At 69.5% G+C, this 23,718-nt stretch carries 18 protein-coding genes and 2 tRNA genes; 18 read left to right on the top strand and 2 right to left on the bottom strand.

The features are described 5' to 3' along the window. Positions 1-39 precede the first annotated feature (39 nt). Positions 40-113, bottom strand: a tRNA-Gly gene (locus tag OHT61_RS10840). A 180-nt stretch (positions 114-293) separates the two neighbouring features. Between OHT61_RS10840 and OHT61_RS10835 the strand changes: the two genes are divergently transcribed. From OHT61_RS10835 to clpX, 5 genes are all read left to right on the top strand, one after another. Continuing rightward, positions 294-370, top strand: a tRNA-Pro gene (locus tag OHT61_RS10835). Between the two features lie 150 nt (positions 371-520). Next, positions 521-1,912 carry a trigger factor gene (tig, locus tag OHT61_RS10830; protein WP_329037265.1) on the top strand — a complete coding sequence of 464 codons (1,392 nt, stop codon included), beginning with the start codon at positions 521-523 and terminating at the stop codon, positions 1,910-1,912. Between the two features lie 273 nt (positions 1,913-2,185). Then, positions 2,186-2,791 carry an ATP-dependent Clp protease proteolytic subunit gene (locus OHT61_RS10825; protein ID WP_327122356.1) on the top strand — a complete coding sequence of 202 codons (606 nt, stop codon included), beginning with the start codon at positions 2,186-2,188 and terminating at the stop codon, positions 2,789-2,791. A 66-nt stretch (positions 2,792-2,857) separates the two neighbouring features. Next, positions 2,858-3,541, top strand: a complete 684-nt coding sequence (locus tag OHT61_RS10820; protein ID WP_019992624.1) for an ATP-dependent Clp protease proteolytic subunit — start codon at positions 2,858-2,860, stop codon at positions 3,539-3,541. 156 nt (positions 3,542-3,697) lie between these two features. Beyond that, positions 3,698-4,999, top strand: coding sequence for an ATP-dependent Clp protease ATP-binding subunit ClpX (gene clpX, locus OHT61_RS10815; RefSeq protein WP_329037264.1), 1,302 nt, complete (start codon positions 3,698-3,700; stop codon positions 4,997-4,999). 70 nt (positions 5,000-5,069) lie between these two features. Here clpX and OHT61_RS10810 read toward each other — a convergent pair whose 3' ends face one another. Continuing rightward, complete coding sequence (locus tag OHT61_RS10810) at positions 5,070-6,110, bottom strand: hypothetical protein (protein ID WP_329037262.1); 1,041 nt, start codon at positions 6,108-6,110, stop codon at positions 5,070-5,072. 138 nt (positions 6,111-6,248) lie between these two features. On the opposite strand from OHT61_RS10810, the gene OHT61_RS10805 reads away from it, so the two are divergent. From OHT61_RS10805 to OHT61_RS10745, 13 genes are all read left to right on the top strand, one after another. Further along, positions 6,249-8,870: a valine--tRNA ligase gene (locus OHT61_RS10805; protein ID WP_329037260.1), complete on the top strand. Its 2,622-nt coding sequence runs from the start codon at positions 6,249-6,251 to the stop codon at positions 8,868-8,870. A gap of 136 nt (positions 8,871-9,006) precedes the next feature. Next, positions 9,007-10,530, top strand: a complete 1,524-nt coding sequence (gene folC, locus OHT61_RS10800; RefSeq protein WP_329037258.1) for a bifunctional tetrahydrofolate synthase/dihydrofolate synthase — start codon at positions 9,007-9,009, stop codon at positions 10,528-10,530. 3 nt (positions 10,531-10,533) lie between these two features. Then, the gene (locus OHT61_RS10795; protein WP_329037256.1) at positions 10,534-10,902 is read left to right on the top strand and encodes a DUF4233 domain-containing protein; all 369 of its coding nucleotides are present in this window, start codon (positions 10,534-10,536) and stop codon (positions 10,900-10,902) included. A gap of 85 nt (positions 10,903-10,987) precedes the next feature. Next, on the top strand, positions 10,988-11,401 hold the full coding sequence (gene ndk, locus OHT61_RS10790) for a nucleoside-diphosphate kinase (protein ID WP_329037254.1): 414 nt from the start codon (positions 10,988-10,990) through the stop codon (positions 11,399-11,401). Between the two features lie 292 nt (positions 11,402-11,693). Beyond that, positions 11,694-12,713 carry a rod shape-determining protein gene (locus tag OHT61_RS10785; protein ID WP_329037252.1) on the top strand — a complete coding sequence of 340 codons (1,020 nt, stop codon included), beginning with the start codon at positions 11,694-11,696 and terminating at the stop codon, positions 12,711-12,713. A gap of 99 nt (positions 12,714-12,812) precedes the next feature. Beyond that, positions 12,813-13,859: a rod shape-determining protein MreC gene (gene mreC / locus OHT61_RS10780; RefSeq protein WP_329037250.1), complete on the top strand. Its 1,047-nt coding sequence runs from the start codon at positions 12,813-12,815 to the stop codon at positions 13,857-13,859. An 11-nt stretch (positions 13,860-13,870) separates the two neighbouring features. Beyond that, positions 13,871-14,533 carry a rod shape-determining protein MreD gene (mreD, locus tag OHT61_RS10775; RefSeq protein ID WP_329037248.1) on the top strand — a complete coding sequence of 221 codons (663 nt, stop codon included), beginning with the start codon at positions 13,871-13,873 and terminating at the stop codon, positions 14,531-14,533. Between the two features lie 73 nt (positions 14,534-14,606). Further along, positions 14,607-16,784 carry a penicillin-binding protein 2 gene (gene mrdA, locus OHT61_RS10770; RefSeq protein WP_329037246.1) on the top strand — a complete coding sequence of 726 codons (2,178 nt, stop codon included), beginning with the start codon at positions 14,607-14,609 and terminating at the stop codon, positions 16,782-16,784. Continuing rightward, positions 16,784-17,974 carry a rod shape-determining protein RodA gene (rodA, locus tag OHT61_RS10765; protein ID WP_329037244.1) on the top strand — a complete coding sequence of 397 codons (1,191 nt, stop codon included), beginning with the start codon at positions 16,784-16,786 and terminating at the stop codon, positions 17,972-17,974. The genes mrdA and rodA overlap by 1 nt, the downstream gene beginning before the upstream one ends. A gap of 51 nt (positions 17,975-18,025) precedes the next feature. Further along, entirely contained in the window at positions 18,026-19,555 is a 1,530-nt protein-coding gene (locus OHT61_RS10760) for a CYTH and CHAD domain-containing protein (RefSeq protein WP_329037242.1), read from the top strand. Positions 19,556-19,605: 50 nt separating this feature from the next. Further along, positions 19,606-21,531 carry a TIGR03960 family B12-binding radical SAM protein gene (locus tag OHT61_RS10755; RefSeq protein ID WP_329037239.1) on the top strand — a complete coding sequence of 642 codons (1,926 nt, stop codon included), beginning with the start codon at positions 19,606-19,608 and terminating at the stop codon, positions 21,529-21,531. A 75-nt stretch (positions 21,532-21,606) separates the two neighbouring features. Then, positions 21,607-22,773, top strand: coding sequence for a hypothetical protein (locus tag OHT61_RS10750; RefSeq protein WP_329037238.1), 1,167 nt, complete (start codon positions 21,607-21,609; stop codon positions 22,771-22,773). Between the two features lie 122 nt (positions 22,774-22,895). Beyond that, positions 22,896-23,675: a TIGR03936 family radical SAM-associated protein gene (locus tag OHT61_RS10745; RefSeq protein ID WP_329037237.1), complete on the top strand. Its 780-nt coding sequence runs from the start codon at positions 22,896-22,898 to the stop codon at positions 23,673-23,675. Positions 23,676-23,718: the final 43 nt, after the last annotated feature.

Below are 23,718 nucleotides of genomic sequence, written 5' to 3'. Positions count from 1 at the left end.
CCCGGTCCGGCAGCTGACTGCCGGACCGGGTTCTCCGTGTGGAGCGGGCGACGGGAATCGAACCCGCGTAGCTAGTTTGGAAGACTAGGGCTCTACCATTGAGCTACGCCCGCAAGTGCCGCACCGCCGGTCCGTCCGGACTGCGGTACGGGAAGCATCGTAGCGGGTCCGGGAAGGTGCGCGCACACCCGTATCGGCGTGCCCCCGTGACGGCGCCCGCCACGCTCCGGTGACGGTCCGTGCGAAGAGGCCGACGCACCGCGCGTCTGCATGTACCCTTCGTGTCGCACCGACGGGGTGTGGCGCAGCTTGGTAGCGCGTCCGCTTTGGGAGCGGAAGGTCGTCGGTTCGAATCCGGCCACCCCGACCACCGGCAAGATCGCATTGTGGGAGTCATCCCCCTTGCCGTTACTATGCAAAATGCGTGCCCGTGTGTCTGATGTACCGGGCTCGGTCCGCGAAGCCGCCGATCGGCGGCCCAGCAGAACCCCAAGAAGTCAGCCACCAAGGAGACCGAACCGTGAAGAGCGCCGTGGAGACCCTGAACCCGACCCGGGTTCGGCTCAGCATCGAGGTGCCCTTCGAGGAGCTCAAGGACAGCCTCGACGCGGCGTACAAGAAGATCAACCAGCAGGTCACGGTGAAGGGCTTCCGTAAGGGCAAGATCCCCAACCGCGTCATCGACCAGCGGTTCGGCCGCGGTGCCGTGCTCGAGGAGGCCGTCAACGACGCCCTCCCGAAGTTCTACACCGAGGCTGTCAACGAGGGTGAGCTCAACGTTCTGGGCCAGCCCGAGGTTGACATCACCGAGCTCAAGGACGGCGAACTGCTGGCCTTCACCGCCGAGGTGGATGTCCGTCCCGAGATCGAGATCCCGGACTACTCCGGCATCGAGGTCACCGTGGACGCACTCGAGGTCACCGACGAGGACGTCGACAAGGCCGTGGAGCAGCTCCGTGAGCGCTTCGCCTCCACCAACCCGGTCGAGCGCGCCGCCGCCGAGGGCGACGTCGTGACGATCGACCTGGAGGCCAAGGTCGACGGCGAGGTCCTCGAGGACGGCGTGGCCGCGGGTGTCTCGTACACCATCGGTTCCGGCGAGCTCCTCGACGGCATCGACGACGCCGTCACCGGCCTGGAGGCGGGTGGCGAGGCCACCTTCACCTCCGAGCTGAAGGGCGGCTCCGCCGAGGGCAAGGAAGCGGAGGTCACCGTCAAGGTCACCGCCGTCGCCGCCCGCGAACTGCCCGAGCTGGACGACGACTTCGCGCAGATGGCGAGCGAGTTCGACACGCTCGCCGAGCTCCGCGAGGACAGCCGCAAGCGCCTCGAGAACACCAAGCAGTACGACCAGGCCACGCAGGCCCAGGAGCGCGTCCTCGACGAGCTGCTGAAGCTGGCCGAGGTCCCGATCCCCGAGAAGCTGCTCGCGGACGAGGTCCAGACCCGCAAGCACAACCTCGAGCACCACCAGCTCGGCCAGATGGGTCTCGACCTCGAGAAGTACCTGGAGATCCAGGGCAAGACGCTCGAGGAGTTCGAGGCCGAGACCTCCGAGCAGGCGATCAAGGGCATCAAGACCCAGTTCATCCTCGACGAGCTCGTCAACAAGGAGAAGCTGAACGTCAACCAGGAGGAGCTCACCGAGCACCTCATGCGGCGTGCGCAGTCCTCCGGCATGAGCCCCGACCAGTTCGCCCAGGCCGTCGTCGAAGGCGGCCAGGTGCCGATGCTCGTCGGCGAGGTCGCCCGCGGCAAGGCGCTCGCCGTCGTCGTCGAGGCCGCCAAGGTCGTCGACACCAACGGTGAGGTCGTCGAGCTCGAGGACGACGAGGACACGGAGACGGTCGAGGCCGCCGAGGGTGACACCGAGGCAGCCGACGAGAAGAAGGACGAGAAGAACGAGGCCTGAGCCTCGCTCCTCCCGTTGATCTGAACCGCACGGCGGGCTCCGGACGTACCGCGTCCGGGGCCCGCCGTCGTATCGGCCCGCGCCCTGGAACCCTTGTGCGGACTGCGGACCTTGCGCTCCCAGCGAACAGTTGGGGAAGCGGGATGGCGTTGTCCCACCTGCGCGTTAGGGTCCATGAAGAGGAAGGGTCGGGTAGTCCCGGCCCACCCGGTACGAAGACGCTGAGACGGCCGGAGCCGTCAGAGACGAGCAGGTGGATACGTGACGAATCTGATGCCCTACGCCGCCGGAGAGCCGTCCCTCGGTGGAGGCCTCGGTGACCAGGTCTACAGCCGACTGCTCGGCGAGCGCATCATCTTCCTCGGTCAGCAGGTCGACGATGACATCGCCAACAAGATCACCGCACAGCTTCTGCTCCTTGCCGCCGACCCGGACAAGGACATCTACCTCTACATCAACAGCCCCGGCGGCTCGGTGACGGCGGGCATGGCGGTCTACGACACCATGCAGTACATCCCGAACGACGTGGTCACCATCGGGATGGGTATGGCGGCCTCGATGGGCCAGTTCCTGCTCACCGGTGGCACGGCGGGCAAGCGCTTCGCGCTCCCGAACACCGACATCCTGATGCACCAGGGTTCGGCCGGCATCGGCGGTACGGCCTCGGACATCAAGATCCAGGCGCAGTACCTCCTCCGCACCAAGACGCGCATGGCGGAGATCACCGCCCACCACTCCGGTCAGACCGTGGAGACGATCATCCGCGACGGCGACCGCGACCGCTGGTACACCGCCGAGGAGGCCAAGGACTACGGCCTCATCGACGAGATCATCACGTTCGCGTCGGGCATCCCGGGCGGCGGCGGCACCGGCGCCTGACCCAGGCGCGCACCACCCCGCACCCTCTCGTACGCCGAGACCTCCAGCCCCATGAACGCCACCAGGATGGTGAACACCCACATGAACAACTTCCCCGGCGCCTCCGCGAGCGGCCTCTACACCGGCCCGCAGGTGGACAACCGCTACGTCGTCCCGCGCTTCGTCGAGCGCACCTCGCAGGGTGTGCGTGAGTACGACCCGTACGCGAAGCTCTTCGAGGAGCGCGTGATCTTCCTCGGCGTCCAGATCGACGACGCCTCGGCCAACGACGTCATGGCGCAGCTCCTGTGCCTCGAGTCGATGGACCCGGACCGCGACATCTCGATCTACATCAACAGCCCCGGCGGCTCGTTCACCGCGCTCACCGCGATCTACGACACGATGCAGTTCGTGAAGCCGGACATCCAGACGGTCTGCATGGGCCAGGCGGCCTCCGCCGCCGCCGTCCTGCTGGCCGCGGGCACCCCGGGCAAGCGCATGGCGCTCCCGCACGCCCGTGTCCTCATCCACCAGCCGTCCTCGCAGACCGGCCGCGAGCAGCTCTCCGACCTGGAGATCGCGGCCAACGAGATCCTGCGGATGCGCACGCAGCTCGAGGAGATGCTGGCCAAGCACTCCACGACCCCGCTGGAGAAGATCAGCGAGGACATCGAGCGCGACAAGATCCTTACCGCGGACGACGCACTCGCGTACGGTCTGGTGGACCAGATCGTGTCCACCCGTAAGACCACAGCCGGCGCGTCCGTCTGACGTCGGTCTTTCCCCTTGGCACATTCCGTATGCACGGCCACGGCCGTGTGAACCGTGCCAAGGGGGGCCCGTACGGGGGGCCAGGCAAGGTACCGTCGGATAGAGGCACCAGGAGCCGCTGAACCAGGCTGCTCCCAGGCGAAGGGGAAGCACCTCGTGGCACGCATCGGTGATGGCGGCGACTTGCTCAAGTGCTCGTTCTGCGGAAAGAGCCAGAAGCAGGTGAAGAAGCTCATCGCGGGACCCGGTGTGTACATCTGCGACGAGTGCATCGATCTCTGCAACGAGATCATCGAGGAGGAGCTCGCCGAGACCTCCGAGGTGCGGTGGGAGGAACTCCCCAAGCCGCGTGAGATCTACGAGTTCCTCGAGGGGTACGTCGTCGGGCAGGAGCCCGCGAAGAAGGCCCTCTCGGTCGCTGTGTACAACCACTACAAGCGGGTCCAGGCCGGCGAGAACGGCAGCGGTTCGAATCGTGACGACGCGATCGAGCTCGCCAAGTCGAACATCCTGCTGCTGGGCCCCACGGGCTCCGGCAAGACGCTCCTCGCGCAGACGCTGGCCCGCATGCTCAACGTCCCGTTCGCCATCGCGGACGCGACGGCGCTGACGGAGGCCGGCTACGTCGGCGAGGACGTCGAGAACATCCTGCTGAAGCTGATCCAGGCCGCCGACTACGACGTCAAGAAGGCCGAGACCGGGATCATCTACATCGACGAGATCGACAAGGTCGCCCGCAAGAGCGAGAACCCGTCGATCACGCGGGACGTGTCCGGCGAGGGCGTCCAGCAGGCCCTGTTGAAGATCCTGGAGGGCACCACCGCCTCCGTGCCGCCGCAGGGCGGACGGAAGCACCCGCACCAGGAGTTCATCCAGATCGACACGACGAACGTGCTGTTCATCGTGGGCGGCGCCTTCTCGGGTCTGGAGAAGATCATCGAGTCGCGGGCCGGCGCCAAGGGCATCGGCTTCGGCGCGACGATCCGCTCCAAGCTGGAGATCCAGGCGAGCGACCAGTTCCAGGAAGTCATGCCGGAGGACCTGGTGAAGTTCGGGATGATCCCCGAGTTCATCGGCCGTCTCCCCGTACTGACCTCGGTCCACAACCTGGACCGTGAGGCACTGCTCCAGATCCTCGTCGAGCCGCGCAACGCCCTGGTGAAGCAGTACCAGCGCCTGTTCGAACTCGACGGCGTGGAGCTGGACTTCGAGCGCGAGGCCCTCGAAGCCATCGCCGACCAGGCGATCCTGCGCCAGACGGGCGCGCGTGGTCTGCGCGCGATCATGGAGGAAGTCCTCCAGTCCGTGATGTACGAGGTGCCGTCCCGCAAGGACGTGGCCCGCGTGGTCATCACCCCGGACGTCGTCCGCAACAACGTCAACCCGACGCTGGTCCCGCGCGAGCCGCGCACGATCGGCAAGAACGAGGGCGGCGGCCGCCACGAGAAGTCCGCGTAGCGGCGGCGGCACATACGCCGAAGGGGCGCCCGGCCAACGGCCGGGCGCCCCTTCGGCGTTGCGGGTCGGATCAGATCTTGGTGCGTGAGGTGTTGTAGAGCTTGGCCGCGAGGGCGGCCACCTCGTCCTGCGACATGGGCTTGTTGGTCATGGCGCCGCCGATGTCGAAGCCGATCACTGCCGCGACGGTGCTGTAGTCGGCCCAGATGCAGACCGGCATGACCATCTCCTTGGGGCCGCCCGACGGGGTGCCGTCGGCCTTGGAGTTCAGCATCTTCATGTCCTGGCACTTCATCAGCGCACCCTTGAAACCGGGCGGCGTCACGTTCTTGGGGCTGCCGACCAGGGAGATCTCCGCGTCCTTGTCGCTCTCGGAGATCCCGGCCTTGGCCTGCTCGAACATCCCGTCGACGGCCTTCGCCGGATCGGAGACCTCGCCCCAGGCGCCACTGAGCATGAGCATCTTGGTCATGAGCGGGTTCTTCGCGAGGTCGCCGCTCGCGTACTGGGCCTCGGCCTTCTGGGGGTTGCTCATGCCCAGGGCCTCGGCGTCCTTCTTCTCCTTGCCCGTCATCGGGCCCGAGGACGTCTCCTTGGAGTCCTTCTTGTAGTCGTCCACGGAGGCGGCGGGCGTCAGCTTGTAGCCCTTCGTCGCGTCCGCCACGTCACTGTTGCCGCTGCCACCGCCCGACGTGAGGAAGTACACCCCGCCCGCCACGACCGCCAGCGCCACCACGGCCGCGCCGATGATCAGGCCCGTCTTCTTCTTCGGGGCGCCCGGCTGCGGGGGCATGCCGGGGTACGCCGGCTGGCCGCCGTACGGGGGAGTGGGCGGCTGCTGGCCGTACGGGCCGGGCTGCTGGCCGTACGGACCCGGCTGCTGGCCCTGCGGGTATCCGTAGCCCGGCTGCGGGGGCTGCTGCTGCGGCGGAACGCCCTGGGGAGCCTGCTGCGGGTAGCCGTAGCCGGGCTGGCCCTGCGGCTGCCCCTGGGGCGGCGGCCCGCCGTACGGGCCGGGCTGCTGGCCGTACGGACCCGGCTGCTGGCCGTACGGTCCAGGCTGGCCCTGCGGCGGCTGACCGCCGTACGGCCCCGGCTGGTTGTGGCTCATGGTGCTGTCCCCCTCCAGAATGCTTATGCGTTCCGCACATCCTGACGGAAGCCGCGTCCGCACACGGCATCCGGGGGCACACCGTTACTCAACAAACCGGTTTCAGTGCACGACTGTGACGCCCCTAAACTGTGGGGCGTGACCGAGAACGCAGCGCAGCAGCCAGCCAGCATCCCCGAACTGCCGACCCAGTACGCGCCGGCCGAGGTAGAGGGGAAGCTGTACGAGCGCTGGGTGGAGCGCGGTTACTTCACGGCCGACCCGGAGAGCGAGAAGCCTCCGTACACGATCGTCATCCCGCCGCCCAACGTCACCGGCTCCCTGCACCTCGGCCACGCCTTCCAGCACACGCTGATGGACGCCCTCACCCGCCGCAAGCGGATGCAGGGGTACGAGACGCTCTGGCTCCCCGGCATGGACCACGCCGGCATCGCCACCCAGAACAAGGTCGAGCAGCAGCTCGGCGAGGAGGGCAAGTCCCGCCACGACCTGGGCCGCGAGGAGTTCGTCGAGCGCGTCTGGCAGTGGAAGGAGGAGTACGGCGGCAAGATCCTCGGGCAGATGCGCCGCCTCGGTGACGGCGTCGACTGGTCCCGTGAGCGCTTCACCATGGACGAGGGCCTGTCGGCCGCCGTCCAGACCGTCTTCAAGAAGATGTACGACGACGGCCTGATCTACCGCGCCGAGCGCATCATCAACTGGTGCCCGCGCTGTCTGACGGCCATCTCGGACATCGAGGTCGACTACCAGGACGACGACGGCGAGCTCGTCTCGATCCAGTACGGCGAGGGCGAGAACACGCTGGTCGTCGCCACGACCCGCGCCGAGACGATGCTCGGTGACACCGCCGTCGCGGTCCACCCCGACGACGAGCGGTACGCCCACCTCGTCGGTACGCGCATCAAGCTGCCCCTCACCGACCGCACCATCCCGGTCGTCGCGGACACCCACGTCGACCCGGAGTTCGGCACCGGCGCCGTCAAGGTGACCCCGGCGCACGACCCGAACGACTTCGCCATCGGCCGGCGCCACGGCCTGGAGTCGATGACCGTCATGGACGAGCGGGGCGTCATCACCGTCCCGGGCCCGTTCGAGGGGCTCGACCGCTTCGAGGCCCGCTCCGCCATCGTCGGCGCGCTGCGCGGACAGGGCCGGATCGTCGCGGAGAAGCGTCCGTACGTCCACTCCGTCGGCCACTGCTCCCGCTGCCGCACGACGGTCGAGCCGCGCCTCTCGCTGCAGTGGTGGGTCAAGGTCGAGACCCTCGCGAAGGCCGCCGGTGACGCGGTCCGCGACGGGCGGGTCGCGATCCACCCCAAGGAGATGGAGCAGCGGTACTTCGACTGGGTCGACAACCTCCGCGACTGGTGCATCTCGCGCCAGCTCTGGTGGGGCCACCGCATCCCCGTCTGGTACGGCCCCGACGGCGAGGTCGTCTGCGTCGGCCCCGACGAGCAGCCGCCCGCGGGCGAGGGCTGGACCCAGGACACCGACGTCCTGGACACCTGGTTCTCCTCCGGCCTGTGGCCGTTCTCCACGCTCGGCTGGCCCGAGGAGACCCCGGACCTCAAGAAGTTCTATCCGACCGACGTCCTGGTCACCGGCCACGACATCATCTTCTTCTGGGTCGCCCGGATGATGATGTTCGGCCTGTACGTCATGGACGGTGAGGTCCCGTTCAAGACGATCGCCCTGACCGGCCTCGTCCGCGACGAGCGCGGCAAGAAGATGTCGAAGTCCTTCGGCAACGTCGTCGACCCGCTGGACTGGATGGACACCTACGGCTCCGACGCCGTCCGCTTCACCCTCGCCAGGGGCGCCAACCCCGGCACCGACGTCCCGATCGGCGAGGACTGGGTCCAGGCCTCCCGGAACTTCGCCAACAAGATCTGGAACGCCACCCGGTTCGCGATGATGAACGGCGCGACGGTCGAGGGCGAACTCCCGCCCGTCGAGCAGCTGTCGGCCACCGACCGGTGGATCCTGTCCCGGCTGAACAAGACGGTCGCCGACGCCGACGCGTTCTACGACGACTTCCAGTTCGCGAAGCTCAGCGACGCGCTCTACCACTTCGCGTGGGACGAGGTGTTCGACTGGTACGTCGAGCTCTCGAAGACCACCTTCTTCGCCGGCGGCGAGCAGGCCAAGGTCTCCGCGCGCGTCCTCGGCGAGGTCCTGGACGTCACCCTGCGCCTGCTGCACCCGATCGTCCCGTTCGTGACGGAGACGCTCTGGACCACGCTCACGGGCCAGGAGTCGGTCGTCGTCGCCGACTGGCCGAAGGACAGCGGCTTCCGTGACGACGCGGCCGAGAAGGAGATCGAGCTCGTCCAGCAGGTCGTCACCGAGGTCCGCCGCTTCCGCTCCGACCAGGGCCTCCAGCCCGGCCAGAAGGTCCCGGCCGAGCTGACGGTCACCGGCACGGTGCTCGCCCCGCACGAGGCCGCCATCCGCCAGCTGCTGCGCCTTCAGCCCGCCGGGGACGACTTCCACGCGACGGCGACCCTGCCGGTCGCGGGAGCCACGGTCGCCCTCGACCTGTCCGGCACGATCGACGTCGAGGCGGAGCGCAAGCGCTTGACGAAGGACCTGGGCGCGGCCGAGAAGGAGAAGGCCCAGGCCACCGGCAAGCTCGGCAACGAGGCGTTCCTGGCCAAGGCGCCGGACAACGTGGTCGACAAGATCCGCGGCCGGCTCGCCAAGGCGGAGGCCGACATCGAGCGGATCACCGCCCAGCTGGCGAATCTGCCCCAGGGCTGATGATCTGAGCACGGAGCCCCCGCACCCCCGACCGACCGGGAGTGCGGGGGCTTCTCCGTGCCCCGGGGACGTGCCCCGGGGACGTACCCCGGCGGGCGCTGCGCGCGTTGTCCGACGCCATCCGTAGACTGGCCCTGTGAGTGAGCCCCGCCCTTCAGACCGGCACGACGCGTCAGATCCCGACGGCACCTTCGCGGAGATCGTCGACGAAGAGACCCAGCGCGACCCCGACCTGGCGGTGATCGAGGCCGGGAGCCGGACGCTGCGCACCCAGTCCGGTCCGCCGCAGGGCGAGGCGGTGCCCGACCGCCCCGCCGACCCCGAGACGGACAGAGCGCTGCGCGCAGTGGAGCAGGAGCTCGCCGGCCGCTGGGGCGAGACCAAGCTCGAACCGTCGGTCACCCGGATCGCCGCCCTGATGGACGTGCTCGGCGAACCCCAGCGCGCCTACCCCTCGATCCACATCACGGGGACCAACGGCAAGACCAGCACGGCCCGGATGATCGAGGCACTGCTCGGTGCCTTCGAACTCCGCACCGGGCGCTACACCTCGCCGCACGTCCAGTCGGTGACCGAGCGCATCAGCCTGGACGGCGCGCCGATCACGGCCGAGCGTTTCATCGAGACGTACAACGACATCAAGCCGTACGTCGAGATGGTCGACGCGCAGCAGCCGTACCGGCTCTCCTTCTTCGAGGTGATCACGGGCATGGCGTACGCCGCCTTCGCGGACGCGCCGGTCGACGTGGCGGTCGTCGAGGTCGGCATGGGCGGGACCTGGGACGCGACGAACGTCATCGACGGTTCGGTCGCCGTGATCACGCCGATCTCCCTCGACCACACGGACCGGCTCGGCACGACACCGGCCGAGATCGCCGAGGAGAAGTCCGGCGTCATCAAGCAGGACGCGACGGTCATCCTGGCCCAGCAGCCGGTCGACGCCGCACAGGTCATGCTGAAGAAGGCCGTCGAGGTGGACGCCACGGTCGCCCGCGAGGGCATGGAGTTCGGCATCGTGTCGCGGGAGATCGCGGTCGGCGGCCAGCTGCTGACCCTGCGGGGCCTGGGCGGCGAGTACGACAACATCTTCCTGCCGCTGTACGGCGCCCACCAGGCGCACAACGCGGTGGTGGCGCTGGCGGCCGTCGAGGCGTTCTTCGGCATCGGCGCGGAGCAGGCCCGCAGTCTGGACGTCGAGGTGGTCCGCAAGGCATTCCTCTCGGTCCTCTCGCCGGGCCGCCTGGAGGTCGTGCGCTCCAGCCCGACGGTCGTCCTGGACGCGGCGCACAACCCGGCCGGCGCCCTCGCGGCCGCGGAGGGGGTCAGCGAGGCGTTCAGCTTCACGCGGCTCATCGGGGTCGTCGGCGCCAGCGACGGCAAGGACGTCCGGGGGCTCCTCGAAGCCTTCGAGCCGATCTTCGCCGAGGTCGTCGTCACGCAGAACTCCAGCGAGCGCGCCATGGACGCGGACGCGCTCGCCGCGATCGCCGTCGAGGTCTTCGGCCACGAGCGTGTGCAGGTCGAGCCCCGTCTGGACGACGCCCTGGAGGCCGCCATCACCCTGGCCGAGGAGGAAGCCGAGTACGCGGGCGCAGGCGTCCTGGTGACGGGTTCCGTGATCACGGTCGGCGAGGCCCGGCTGCTCCTGGGAAGGCGCTGACCTGTGCGTACGCTCTGTGCCTCGACGCTGATCGGGGAGTTCTTCGTCATCGGCTTCGCCGGACTCGTGGCGATGAAGCTCGACGGCATGTCCATGGGCACGGTGTGGACGGTCTGCGGCGTCGGAATGCTGCTGTCCGTCCTGCTGTGCGGTGTGATCACCAGGCCGGGTGGCGTCCAGCTCGGCTGGGCGCTGCAGATCGCTCTGGTCCTGAGCGGCTTCTTCGTCCCGATGATGTACATCCTCGGGATCGCCTTCGGCGCCCTGTGGTGGGCGTCCGTGCACTACGGCCGCAAGATCGACGAGGCGAAGGCGCGGTGGGCGGCACAGGCCGAGGCGCAGGACGGCGTCGAGGCTCCGGCCCAAGGATGACGCAGAGTAAGCCCGGCCGTCGGGTCGCTCCCGCAGCCCTGTAATCTCGCCCTCACCCGCACCGGAAGTCTGCAAGGAGCCGTACATGACCCAGCGCACCCTCGTCCTTCTCAAGCCCGACGCCGTCCGGCGTGGGCTGATCGGCGAGATCGTCGGCCGCATCGAGCGCAAGGCCGACTGGACGATCACCGCGCTGGAGCTGCGCACGCTCGACGAGGCGACCCTGGAGCAGCACTACGGCGAGCACAAGGGCCGTCCGTTCTACGAGCCCCTCGTCGAGTTCATGGCGTCCGGCCCCGTCGTCGCTCTTGTGGCCGAAGGCGAGCGGGTGATCGAGGGCGTCCGCGCGCTCGCCGGCCCGACCGACCCGATCGCCGCCGCGCCCGGCTCGATCCGCGGTGACTTCGGCACGATCACCCGGGAGAACCTCATCCACGCCTCGGACTCCGAGGAGTCCGCGGAGCGAGAACTGAAGCTTTTCTTTCCCGGCCTCTCCTGACTTCGGCTCCGCCAAACAGCGCTCATGACCTGGGGCGACCGAAGTAATTCGGTCGCCCTTCGGCATAGGGTCCCGTATCGCGGGAACGCATCCCTCCGACGTAACGTCACCATGGGTGGAACGGGCAGCCGTTCTGCTCGTCAGGCGAAGGACCCTCGCGCGTTGTCCGTGCACACGGCACTACGATGGAAGCTTCCACGCCCGCAGCGCCAACCCTCGCCTACCTAAAACAAGCCATTCTTCGCTTTCTGGGAAGGCCCGACGCATCCTCATGGGGAACAAGGGGAACTCAATGTCGTTCATCGGCCGTGACATGGCTATCGACCTCGGGACTGCCAACACGCTGGTGTACGTCAGGGGGCGCGGCATCGTACTGAACGAGCCGTCCGTCGTGGCCATCAACACCAACACGGGCGGCATCCTGGCGGTCGGTGCCGAGGCCAAGAAGATGATCGGCCGCACGCCGGGCAACATCGTTGCCGTGCGGCCCCTGAAGGACGGCGTGATCGCCGACTTCGAGATCACGGAGCGCATGCTCCGCTACTTCATCCTCAAGATCCACAAGCGCCGCTACCTGGCGCGCCCCCGGGTCGTCGTCTGTGTGCCCTCCGGCATCACAGGGGTCGAGCGACGCGCCGTCATCGAGGCGTCGACGCAGGCGGGCGCCCGGCAGGTGCACATCATCGAGGAGCCCATGGCCGCGGCCATCGGCTCCGGACTGCCGGTCCACGAGGCCACCGGGAACATGGTCGTCGACATCGGTGGCGGTACCACCGAGGTCGCCGTCATCTCGCTCGGCGGAATCGTCACTGCCCAGTCGATCCGGGTCGCCGGTGACGAACTGGACAACGCGATCATCCAGCACACCAAGAAGGAGTACTCGCTCCTCCTCGGCGAGCGGACCGCCGAGCAGATCAAGATCACGATCGGCTCGGCCTTCGAGATGGAGAAGGACGAGCACACCGAGATCCGCGGCCGCGACCTGGTCTCGGGCCTGCCCAAGACCGTCGTCATCTCGGCGAGCGAGGTCCGCAAGGCCATCGAGGAACCGGTCAACGCGATCGTCGACGCCGTGAAGACGACGCTCGACAAGTGCCCGCCGGAGCTCTCCGGCGACGTCATGGACCGCGGCATCGTCCTCACCGGCGGCGGCGCGCTCCTGCGGGGTCTCGACGAGCGCCTGCGCCACGAGACGGGCATGCCGATCCACATCGCCGAGGACCCGCTGGATTCGGTGGCACTCGGATCCGGCAAGTGCGTCGAGGAGTTCGAGGCGCTCCAGCAGGTGCTGGACGCCCAGCCCCGACGCTAGAAGAACGATGTTCCGCCGTACGGGCGCAAACCGCCCCGTACGGCGGAACGTTGGTATACAGGCACGAACATTCCTACGAGGAAGGCACGGCCGCCGCACGTGAGGGACACACGAGAGAGCCGGCTGCTCCTGGTGCTGCTGATCGCCATCGCATTCGCCCTGATCACGGTCGACATCCGCGGTGGTGAGGAGTCACCGGTGGACGGGGCCCGGCAGGCCGCCGCCACGGTCTTCGGACCGGTGGAGAACGGCGTCGCGGCAGCGGTGGACCCGGTGGGCAACGCCATCGGCGCCGTACGGGAGTCCGGTGACCGGCACGACCGGATCGCGGCCCTGGAGCAGGAGAACGCCGCGCTGAAGACCAGGCTCGGCAGCGACGACCGCAACACCAGCAAGGTCCGCCAGCTGGACACCATGCTCAAGAGCGCCGGAGCCGGCCAGTACGGCATCAAGGGCGCCGAGGTCATCGCCATAGGAGCGGCCCAGGGCTTCTCCTGGACCATCACCATCGACGCCGGGACCAACGACGGCATCCTGCGCGACATGACCGTGCTGAACGGCGAGGGACTCGTCGGCCGGGTCACCACGGTCGGCCCGAACACCGCGACCGTCCTGCTGGCCAACGACCCCGACTTCACCGTCGGCACCCGCCTGGAGAAGACCGACGAGCTCGGCTTCGCGACCGGACAGGGCTCCCGGCCCCTCTCGGTCCAGTTCCTCAACGGCAAGGCCGACGTGAAGAAGGGCGACCGGCTGGTCACCTTCGGGTCGAGCAAGGACAAGCCCTTCGTCCCCGGCGTGCCCGTCGGACAGGTCGTGCGCGTGGACCCCTCGGGCGGTGACCTGACCCGGACCGTCTACGTCCGCCCGTTCGTCGGCTTCACCAAGCTCGACATCGTCGGCGTCGTCGTCCAGGCACCCCGCGAGGACCCCCGCGACATGGTCCTGCCGAAGCAGCCCAAGAAGCCGGAGAAGCCCAAGCCCACCCCGACCGTCACGGTCACGGTGCAGCCCAACGGCGACCTCGTCGACGCCAGTGGGAAGGTCGTCGGGAACGTCAACGAGAAGCCGGACCCGGACGCCTCCGGCAGCCCCTCCGCGAATGCCGACACACCCGCCGGTGACGCGGCGAACGACCAGGAATAGAGCTGATCCCCATGCGTATCAACCGGACGCTGCTCTCCGTCTCCCTGGTCGTGGTCGCCCTCGTCATCCAGGTCTCCGTGCTCGCCCGCCTCCAGCTCCCGGGCGCCACGCCCGACCTGGTGCTCCTCGTCGTCCTCGGACTCGCCTTCGTCTACGGGCCCGTCAGCGGCGCGCTCATCGGCTTCGGCGCGGGCCTCCTCGCCGACCTGGCGCCGCCCGCCGACCACGCGGCCGGGCGCTACGCCCTGGTGCTGTGCCTGATCGGCTACATCGCCGGAATGGCCCGCCCCGAGAAGGGCCAGCTGAAGTCCGCGTTCACCCCGATGGCCTTCGTCGTGGCCGCGGCGATCGGATCGACCCTGCTGTACGCCGGGGTCGGCGCCCTCGTCGGCGACACCGCGGCCCGTCATGTGGGCCTCGGCAGCCTGCTGTTCACCGCCGCCGTGTACGACCTGCTCCTCGCCCCGTTCACGGTTCCGCTGATCATGGCGCTCGCCAGACGCACCGAGAACGACCCCGTCGCCGACAGCTCCGGCAGCGGCGACGTCGCCGCCGGCTGGCTCGCCACGGGCACCGGGCTGCGGATCGGCAGCCAGCGGAGCGGGATGCGGCTGAGGGCCGCACGCAGCCGCGCCGCACGCGCAGGAAGGATCAAGGGGGTCAAGCGACTGTGAGGCCGTACCGGCACCGGACGAGCACCGGGGGCGACCCCCGTGACCCCGGCCCGACCACCACCGGGGGTGCCCCGTGAGCAACATTCCGGAGACCGGACGGACCCAGCGGGTCCAGATCCGTCTCGTCGTCATCCAGGTCCTCGTCTTCTCGCTGCTCCTGACGCTCGGAGGGCGGCTCTGGTACCTCCAGATCCGCAACGGGCAGGAGTACACCGACGAGGCCAAGAACAACCACGTGCAGCAGGTCGTGCAGCCCGCCGTCCGGGGGGCCATCCTCGACGCGCGCGGCGTGCCCCTCGCCGACAACGAGACCCGCCTCGTGGTCTCCGCGAGCCGCACCGAGCTGATGAAGATGAAGGACGACGGCGTCGGCGTCCTCACCCGGCTGGCCGACGTCCTGGACATGAAGGCGAAGGACGTCCAGGACAAGGTCCGGCTCTGCGACGCCAAGACCCCGCAGCCCTGCTGGAACGGCTCGCCCTACCAGCCGATCCCGGTGACCGACGAGGCCACGACGCAGCAGGCCCTCACGATCCGCGAGCGCGCGGAGGACTTCCCCGGCATCACCGCCGAACCCACCGCCGTACGCCGCTACGCCGCACCCGGCAAGGCCAACACCGCGCAGGTGCTCGGCTACCTCTCGCCGGTCACCGACGACGAGGTCACCAAGGCCCAGGACACCGATTCGCCCTACCTGCGCTCCGACCAGGTCGGCCGCTCGGGCCTGGAGCGCACCTACGACAAGGAGCTGCGCGGCAAGGCCGGCGTCACCCGCTACGAGGTCGACAACCTCGGCCGGGTCATCGGCCAGGCCCAGAACGACGAGGCGGAGCCCGGCGCCAGCGTCGTCACGTCCATCGACGCCCGGGTCCAGGCCGTCGCCGAGTACGAGCTCAACAAGGCGATGGAGACGGCCCGCAAGGAGATGGACCGCAACACCAACCAGCTCTACAAGGCCGACTCCGGCGCGGTCGTCGTGATGGAGGCCAAGACCGGCCGCATCGTCTCGATGGCGTCCCTGCCGACGTACGACCCCAACGCCTGGATCGGCGGCATCTCCGCCAAGGACTACGCCAAGCTCACCGGCAAGAAGTCCAACTTCCCGCTGCTGAACCGGGCCATCCAGGGGACCGCGGCCCCGGGCTCCATCTTCAAGGTGATCTCCTCGACCGCCGCGGTCAACGCCGGCTACCCGTTCAACGGCAACTACCCGTGCCCGAGCTCGTACTCCATCGGCGGCCAGACCTTCAAGAACTTCGAGTCCCAGGGCTACGGCAGCATCACCATCGGCCGCGCCCTGGAGGTCTCCTGCGACACCGTGTACTACGGCCTGGCGCACCGGGAGTGGCAGAAGGACGGCGGCAACAAGCCGAAGAAGGACCCGGGCGACTGGTTCTACAAGACGGCCCACCAGTTCGGCCTCGGCAAGGAGACCGGCATCGACCTCCCCAACGAGGTCTCCGGCCGGGTCCCCGACCGCCAGTGGAAGCAGAGCTTCTACGACGCCAACAAGACGTCGTGGTGCAAGCAGGGCAAGAAGGACGGCACGTACGTCGAGAAGATCGCGTACGAAGGCTGCATCGAGGGCTACAAGATGCGTGCCGGTGACTCCGTCAACTACTCCATCGGCCAGGGCGACACGCTTGTCACCCCGATCCAGATGGCGACGATCTACGCGGCGATCTCCAACGGCGGCACCCTGTACGACCCGACCGTCGGCAAGGCGATCGTCAGCGGCGACGGCAGGAGCGTCCAGGAGATCAAGCCCCGGTCGCACGGCAAGCTCCCCTTCAAGGGAGACACGCGCGACGAGATAGACGAAGCCCTCGCGGGAGTCGCGACCCGGGGCAGCGCCGCCTGGCGGTTCGGCGGATGGCCCCAGGACAAGATCCCGATGCACGCCAAGACGGGCACGGCCGAGGTCTACGGCAAGCAGACGACCTCCTGGTTCGCCACGTACACCAAGGACTACTCGATCGTCATGACGATCTCTCAGGGTGGTACGGGTTCCGGGGCCTCCGGCCCCGCCGTGCGCAACATCTACAACGCGCTCTACGGACTCGACTCCGCCGGCAAGCAGAACCTCAAGAAGGCCCTGCTGCCCAAGCCCCAGAAGACGCTGCCCAGGATCAAGCCGGACGGGCAGATCGAGTCGCCGAAGATCAAGCCCTACGTCCCCGAGCCGCCCGCCGAGGACGGTACGCAGGCCCTGGCCGCCGTCGTCGCCGGAGCCCCGGGGAGGCGGGACTGATGGCAGGCTTCTCCGTCTCGCGCTACGCCCCCGAGCGTTCCGCCTGGGCCAAGCTCACCGCCCGCGACTCCGTCGTGCGGCGGCTGGACTGGCCCCTGCTCGGCTCGGCGGTCGCCCTGTCGTTCGTCGGCTCGCTCCTGGTCTGGTCGGCGACCCGCGGACGCGACTCGCTGACCCACGGCGACCCGTACTACTTCCTCTTCCGTCACGCGCTCAACACCGGCATCGGCCTCGGGCTGATGATCGGCACCATCTGGCTCGGGCACCGCACCCTCCGGGGCGCGGTGCCGGTCCTCTACGGCATCTCGGTGGTGCTGGTCCTCGCGGTCCTCACACCGCTCGGCGCCACCGTCAACGGCGCGCACGCCTGGATCCTCCTGCCCGGCGGGTTCTCCCTCCAGCCGTCCGAGTTCACCAAGATCACGATCATCCTCGGCATGGCGATGCTGCTCGCCGCCCGCGTCGACGCGGGCGACCAGCAGCACCCCGACCACCGGACGGTCGCCAAGGCGCTCGGCGTGGCCGTCATCCCGATGGCGATCGTCATGCTGATGCCGGACCTCGGCTCCGTCATGGTCATGGCCGTCATCGTGCTCGGCGCGCTCCTGGCCTCCGGGGCGTCCAACCGCTGGATCTTCGGGCTCCTCGGCGCCGGCACGGCGGGCGCGGTGGCCGTCTGGCAGCTCGGCGTGCTCGACGACTACCAGATCGCCCGTTTCGCCGCCTTCGCCAACCCGGCGCTCGACCCGGCCGGAGTCGGCTACAACACCAACCAGGCCCGCATCGCGATCGGCTCCGGCGGACTCTCGGGCACCGGCCTCTTCAACGGTTCGCAGACCACGGGGCAGTTCGTCCCGGAACAGCAGACCGACTTCGTGTTCACCGTCGCCGGTGAGGAGCTCGGCTTCCTCGGAGCCGGACTGATCATCGTCCTGCTGGGTGTCATCCTGTGGCGCGCCTGCCGGATCGCCCGGGAGACGACCGAGCTGTACGGCACGATCGTGGCCGCCGGGATCATCGCCTGGTTCGCCTTCCAGTCCTTCGAGAACATCGGCATGACGCTCGGCATCATGCCGGTGGCGGGACTCCCGCTGCCCTTCGTGTCGTACGGAGGATCCTCGATGTTCGCCGTCTGGGTGGCCATCGGGCTGCTCCAGTCGATCCGGGTGCAGCGGCCGATGTCCGCCTGAGCCCGGACGCCCGCCCTGCATGAACCGGCCCATCGCGGATAGATTCGTCGTATGGCGGACTCGAAGCGTGAGGTCGAGCGAAAGTACGAAGCGACTCCCGGGACCCGGCTGCCGGACCTGACCCGCGCGGCCGGGGTCTCGGAGGTCGTCCACCGGGGCCTGACCGAACTCGACGCCGTCTACCACGACACCGAGGACTTCGCGCTGGCCGCCGGGTCCCTCACACTGAGGCGCCGGACCGGCGGCGGGGACGCCGGATGGCACCTCAAGTTCCCCGTGTCCGCCGACGTCCGCGACGAGATCCGGGCTCCGCTGAGCGAGGGCCTGCCGACCGGACTCGCCGGGCTGGTCCGCTCCCGCGTGCGCCACGCGGGCGTCGTCCCCGTCGTCCGGATCCTCTCCTCGCGCGACGTCCACCACCTCCTCGACGACGACGGCGGCCTGCTCGCCGAACTCAGCGTCGACGAAGTCCTCGCCGAGCGCCTCACAGAGGAGGGCCGCGGCGCCACCGCGGCCTGGACGGAACTGGAGGTCGAGCTGGCCGACGACGTGGACCCCGCCGTCCTCGACGCCGTGGAGCGACGGCTGCGCAAGGCCGGTGTCCAGCCGGCCGCCTCCCCCTCCAAGCTCGCCAGGGCACTGGCCGAGACGGCTCCCGGGAAGCGGCGCGAAGCCCCGGAGCCGGCCGGGCCGCCGCGGACCGCAGGCGACCACGTGCTCGCCTACGTACGCCGTCAGACCGAAGCCCTCGTCCGGCTCGATCCCGCCGTGCGCCGCGACCTTCCCGACTCCGTCCACCGCATGCGGGTCGCCACGCGGAGGCTGCGCAGCGCCTTCAGGACGTACCGCCCGGTCCTCGACCGCACCGTCACCGACCCCCTCCGCGACGAACTCAAGTGGCTGGCCGGCGAGCTCGGGGCCGGGCGCGACCAGGAAGTCCTCGACGCCCGGCTCCGCTCCCGCGTCGCCGGACTGCCGGACACCCTGGTGCTCGGCCCGGTGCGGGCCCGCCTGGAGCGGTCCACCGTCGCCGCGGACGCCGGCGCGCGGCGCAGGGTCGTCGACGCCCTGGACAGCGAGCGCTACCTGGACCTGCTGGACGCCCTGGACGCCCTCATCGGCGATCCGCCGCTCAGGCGCCGTGCGGCGAAGGACCCCGGGCACGCCCTGCCGCGCGCGGTGCTCAAGGACTACGCCCGCCTCGCCGCCCGGGTGGGCCACGCGCTCGACCTGCCGCCCGGCCCGGAGCGGGACGTGGCGATGCACGAGGCGCGCAAGGCCACCAAGCGCGTGCGTTACGCGGCGGAGGCGGCCAGGCCGGCGCTGGGCCGGCCCGCGAAGAAGTTCTCCCGCCGGATGAAGTCCGTGCAGACGGTCCTGGGAGACCACCAGGACAGCGTCATGGCCCGGGAGGCCCTGCGCGCCCTCGCCGTCCAGGCCCACGGCGCGGGGGAGTCCGCGTTCACCTGGGGACTCCTGTACGGCCGCGAGGAGGCGGCGGCCCGGGCGCGGGAAGGCGAACTGCCCGAGGTGTGGGCGCGGGCGTCGCGGCCCCGGCTGCGGGCGGCACTGGAAGGCTGAGCACCGGGTTACGCTAGATGGTCACCCCTGCCAGCTACGAAGGTCCACAGATGTCTGCCGAGTCGGTCTTCCCACAGCTCGAAGCTCTGCTCCCGCATGTGCAGAAGCCCATCCAGTACGTCGGCGGTGAGCTGAACTCCACCGTCAAACCGTGGGACGAGTGCGACGTCCGCTGGGCACTCATGTACCCGGACGCCTACGAGGTCGGGCTCCCCAACCAGGGCGTCATGATCCTGTACGAGGTGCTCAACGAGCGCGACGGCGTCCTCGCCGAGCGCACGTACAGCGTGTGGCCGGACCTCGAGGAACTGATGCGCGAGCACCGGGTCCCGCAGTTCACCGTGGACAGCCACCGCCCCGTCGGCGCCTTCGACGTGTTCGGCCTGAGCTTCTCCACCGAGCTCGGCTACACCAACATGCTCACGGCCCTGGACCTCGCGGGCATCCCGCTGGAGTCCAAGGACCGGACCGTGGACCACCCGATCGTGCTGGCGGGCGGCCACGCCGCGTTCAACCCCGAGCCGATCGCGGACTTCATCGACTGCGCGGTGATCGGCGACGGCGAGCAGGCCGTCCTGGAGATCACCGAGATCATCCGCGCCTGGAAGGCCGAGGGCCGCCCGGGCGGCCGCGAGGAGGTGCTGTTCCGCCTCGCGAAGACCGGCGGCGTCTACGTCCCAGGCTTCTACGACGTCGAGTACCTCCCCGACGGCCGCATCGGCCGCGTCGTGCCCAACAAGTCCGGTGTCCCGTGGCGCGTGTCCAAGCACACGGTCATGGACCTCGACGAATGGCCCTACCCGAAGCAGCCCCTCGTGCCCCTCGCCGAGACCGTCCACGAGCGGATGTCCGTCGAGATCTTCCGCGGCTGCACCCGCGGCTGCCGTTTCTGCCAGGCCGGCATGATCACGCGCCCCGTGCGGGAGCGAAGCATCACCGGCATCGGCGAGATGGTCGAGAAGGGTCTCAAGGCCACCGGCTTCGAGGAGGTCGGTCTCCTCTCGCTGTCGTCCGCGGACCACACCGAGATCGGTGACATCGCCAAGGGCCTCGCCGACCGGTACACCGAGGACAAGATCGGCCTCTCGCTGCCCTCCACCCGCGTCGACGCCTTCAACGTCGACCTGGCCAACGAGCTGACCCGCAACGGCCGCAGGTCCGGTCTCACCTTCGCCCCCGAGGGCGGCTCCGAGCGCATGCGCAAGGTCATCAACAAGATGGTCTCGGAGGAGGACCTGATCCGCACGGTCTCCACCGCCTACGGCAACGGCTGGCGCCAGGTGAAGCTGTACTTCATGTGCGGCCTGCCCACCGAGACCGACGAGGACGTCCTCCAGATCGGCGACATGGCCGTCAACGTCATCGCCAAGGGCCGCGAGGTCTCCGGGCAGAACGACATCCGATGCACCGTCTCCATCGGCGGTTTCGTGCCCAAGCCGCACACCCCCTTCCAGTGGGCCCCGCAGCTCAGCGCCGAGGACACCGACGCCCGGCTCAAGAAGCTCCGGGACAAGATCCGCGACGACAAGAAGTACGGGCGCTCCATCGGCTTCCGCTACCACGACGGCAAGCCCGGCATCGTCGAGGGCCTGCTCTCCCGCGGCGACCGCCGCGTCGGCTCCGTCATCCGCGCGGTCTACGAGTCCGGGGGCCGCTTCGACGGCTGGCGCGAGCACTTCAGCTACGACCTGTGGATGAAGAGCGCCGAGAAGACGCTGCCCGCCTTCGGCGTCGACGTCGACTGGTACACCACCCGCGAGCGGACGTACGAGGAGGTCCTGCCCTGGGACCACCTGGACTCCGGCCTCGACAAGGACTGGCTCTGGGAGGACTGGCAGGACGCGCTCGACGAGACCGAGGTCGAGGACTGCCGCTGGACGCCGTGCTTCGACTGCGGCGTGTGCCCGCAGCTCGACCTCGACATCCAGATCGGCCCGACCGGCAAGAAGCTCCTGCCGCTCACTGTCGTGAAGTAGACCCTCCGGGTGACAGCCCGGTGACGAACGCCCGGCCCGGGAAACCCCGGGCCGGGCGTTCGCGTCCCTACCGGCATGGACCTCGACAAGCACCGCACTCCCGCGCCGTACGAGGGCGGTGAGGGCTGTCTGACCACCCTCGTCAGGATTCCGGTCCGGATCGTCGTGCTGGTGCTCGTCCTGCCGGTCCGCATGCTCTGGGACCTGCTCGTCGCCGGCGGCCGGCTCCTCGACAGGCTGCTGCTGCGCCCCCTGTCCAGGGCGGCGGACTGGTTCTGCGACCAGGTGCTCGCTCCTGCCGTGAAGGCACTCGCCTGGCTCGCCACGGCCCTGTTCGTGTGGCCCTGGGTGGGGCTGTGGCGCCACGTCGTCGTGCCGGTTGTCCGGTACGGGGTCGTCGTCCCGCTGGTGTGGCTCCACTCGGCCGTGCTCGTCCCGGCCTGGCACGGGCTGCGGTGGACGTACACCCGACTGCTGGTCCCGGCCGTGACCGGGCTCGTGACCCTGCTGCTGGTGTGGCCGGCGGTCGGGCTGTGGCGATACCTCCTCAGGCCGCTCGGCATCGCTGCGGCCTGGCTGGTGACGACCTTGCTCGTGCTTCCGGTGGTGTGGGTGTACGGGAGTGTGCTGACGCCGTTGGGGCGGGGCGTGGCGTGGGTGCTTGGCTTGGTGGGGCGGGGCGTGGCGTGGGTGCTGGGTTTGGTGGGGCGGGGGATGGCGGTTCTGGGGCAGGGGCTGTGGACCGGTGCCGTGTGGCTGGTCATGACCCTTCTGGTGCGTCCGGTCGCCTGGGCGTACCGGCGTGTCCTGGCCCCCCTCGGCCGGGAGGTCGTGGCCGCCGTCGGCGTCGCCTGGCGGATCGCGGGGTTCATCTCGCGTGCCGTCGGCAGGGTGCTGGCCCGGCTGGCGTGGCATCTGGTCGGTGCGCCGGCGACCTGGGTCTTCCGTGCCGTGTGCACACCGGTGGGCCACTTCCTGCGCGACGCGGTCTGGACTCCCGCCCGGCGGGCCGCACGGGACGCGGGTCACGCGGTCCGCGGCGCGCTCTCCACGGCCCGGGAGACGCTGCGCATGGCACGCCGCGACGCGTGGCGTGCGCTGGTGGGAAAGCCGCAGGCCGGGGACGCGCGGAAAACGGGAGGGTCGGCTGCGCGTACCCTGGGTAGGACAACGACTGTCCCCAGCGCGGCGCCCGCGTCCGAGATCTCCCCGCAGGTCGGTAGAACCGTCGAGCGGGGGTGAGCCGGAGCAGCACCCCGGGGCACCCTGTACTTCGTGGGCGGCACGCCACCGCGGCCGCCCCGCACCGAGGAGAAGAACCACTGGGCAAGCGACAGCCCGAAGGCCCGCCGCCCGCACCGGCGGTGCAGCGCATCCGACTGCGCTACACCAAGCGGGGCCGCCTCCGGTTCACCAGTCACCGAGACTTCCAGCGCGCCTTCGAGCGGGCACTGCGCCGCTCCGAGGTGCCCATGGCCTACTCGGCCGGTTTCACCCCGCACCCCAAGGTGTCGTACGCCAACGCCGCCCCCACGGGCACGGGCAGTGAGGCCGAGTTCCTGGAGATCGCCCTCACCGAGGCGCGTGACCCCGAGACCCTCCGGGGGCTGCTCGACGCGTCGATGCCGGACGGCCTCGACGTGATCGACGCGGTCGAGGTCCGTACCTCCGGCCTCGCCGAGCGCCTGACCGCCTCCGTGTGGGAGATGCGTCTGGACGGGGTCGACGCCGAGGAGGCGAAGACGGCCGTGGCCGCCTTCCTGGAGGCCGAGACCGTCGAGGTCCAGCGCCGGGCGAAGAACGGCATGCGGAGCTTCGACGCCCGCGCCGCCGTCGCCGACCTGCAGGCCCTTGATCCACAGGCTGATAGGCCCGGGGACGGGCCTTGTGCGATACTGCGGCTGGTAGTGCGGCACGTGACACCTGCCGTGCGACCCGACGACGTCCTTTCAGGTCTCCGAGCCGTGGCCGATCTGACGCCGCCGGTCCCCGCAGCGGTGACCAGGCTGGCGCAGGGTCTCTTCGACGAGGAGTCCGGCACGGTGACCGACCCGCTCGCGCCCGACCGCGAGGCAGCCCCGGCCGTTTCCACGGCCGACCCGGCAGCCGCCGCGACGGCGCCGGAAGGTGCGGGTTCCGCGTAAGGCGGTCGTCGTAGCGCAGCCCTTCGACTCGGGAGCCACCTGG

It is taken from the genome of Streptomyces sp. NBC_00178, assembly GCF_036206005.1.
In the GTDB taxonomy this organism is placed as follows: Bacteria; Actinomycetota; Actinomycetes; order Streptomycetales; family Streptomycetaceae; genus Streptomyces.
This window is presented reverse-complemented; position numbering and strand designations above follow the sequence as displayed.

Bases quoted from the DNA above. Each gene is read 5' to 3' on its own strand.
- OHT61_RS10810 (WP_329037262.1), bottom strand. From the start codon at position 6,110: ATGAGCCACAACCAGCCGGGGCCGTACGGCGGTCAGCCGCCGCAGGGC.
- OHT61_RS10825 (WP_327122356.1), top strand. From the start codon at position 2,186: ATGCCCTACGCCGCCGGAGAGCCGTCCCTCGGTGGAGGCCTCGGTGAC.
- mreD (WP_329037248.1), top strand. From the start codon at position 13,871: ATGCGTATCAACCGGACGCTGCTCTCCGTCTCCCTGGTCGTGGTCGCC.
- OHT61_RS10820 (WP_019992624.1), top strand. From the start codon at position 2,858: ATGGTGAACACCCACATGAACAACTTCCCCGGCGCCTCCGCGAGCGGC.
- OHT61_RS10760 (WP_329037242.1), top strand. From the start codon at position 18,026: ATGGCGGACTCGAAGCGTGAGGTCGAGCGAAAGTACGAAGCGACTCCC.
- rodA (WP_329037244.1), top strand. From the start codon at position 16,784: ATGGCAGGCTTCTCCGTCTCGCGCTACGCCCCCGAGCGTTCCGCCTGG.
- ndk (WP_329037254.1), top strand. From the start codon at position 10,988: ATGACCCAGCGCACCCTCGTCCTTCTCAAGCCCGACGCCGTCCGGCGT.
- OHT61_RS10755 (WP_329037239.1), top strand. From the start codon at position 19,606: ATGTCTGCCGAGTCGGTCTTCCCACAGCTCGAAGCTCTGCTCCCGCAT.
- OHT61_RS10785 (WP_329037252.1), top strand. From the start codon at position 11,694: ATGTCGTTCATCGGCCGTGACATGGCTATCGACCTCGGGACTGCCAAC.
- OHT61_RS10750 (WP_329037238.1), top strand. From the start codon at position 21,607: ATGGACCTCGACAAGCACCGCACTCCCGCGCCGTACGAGGGCGGTGAG.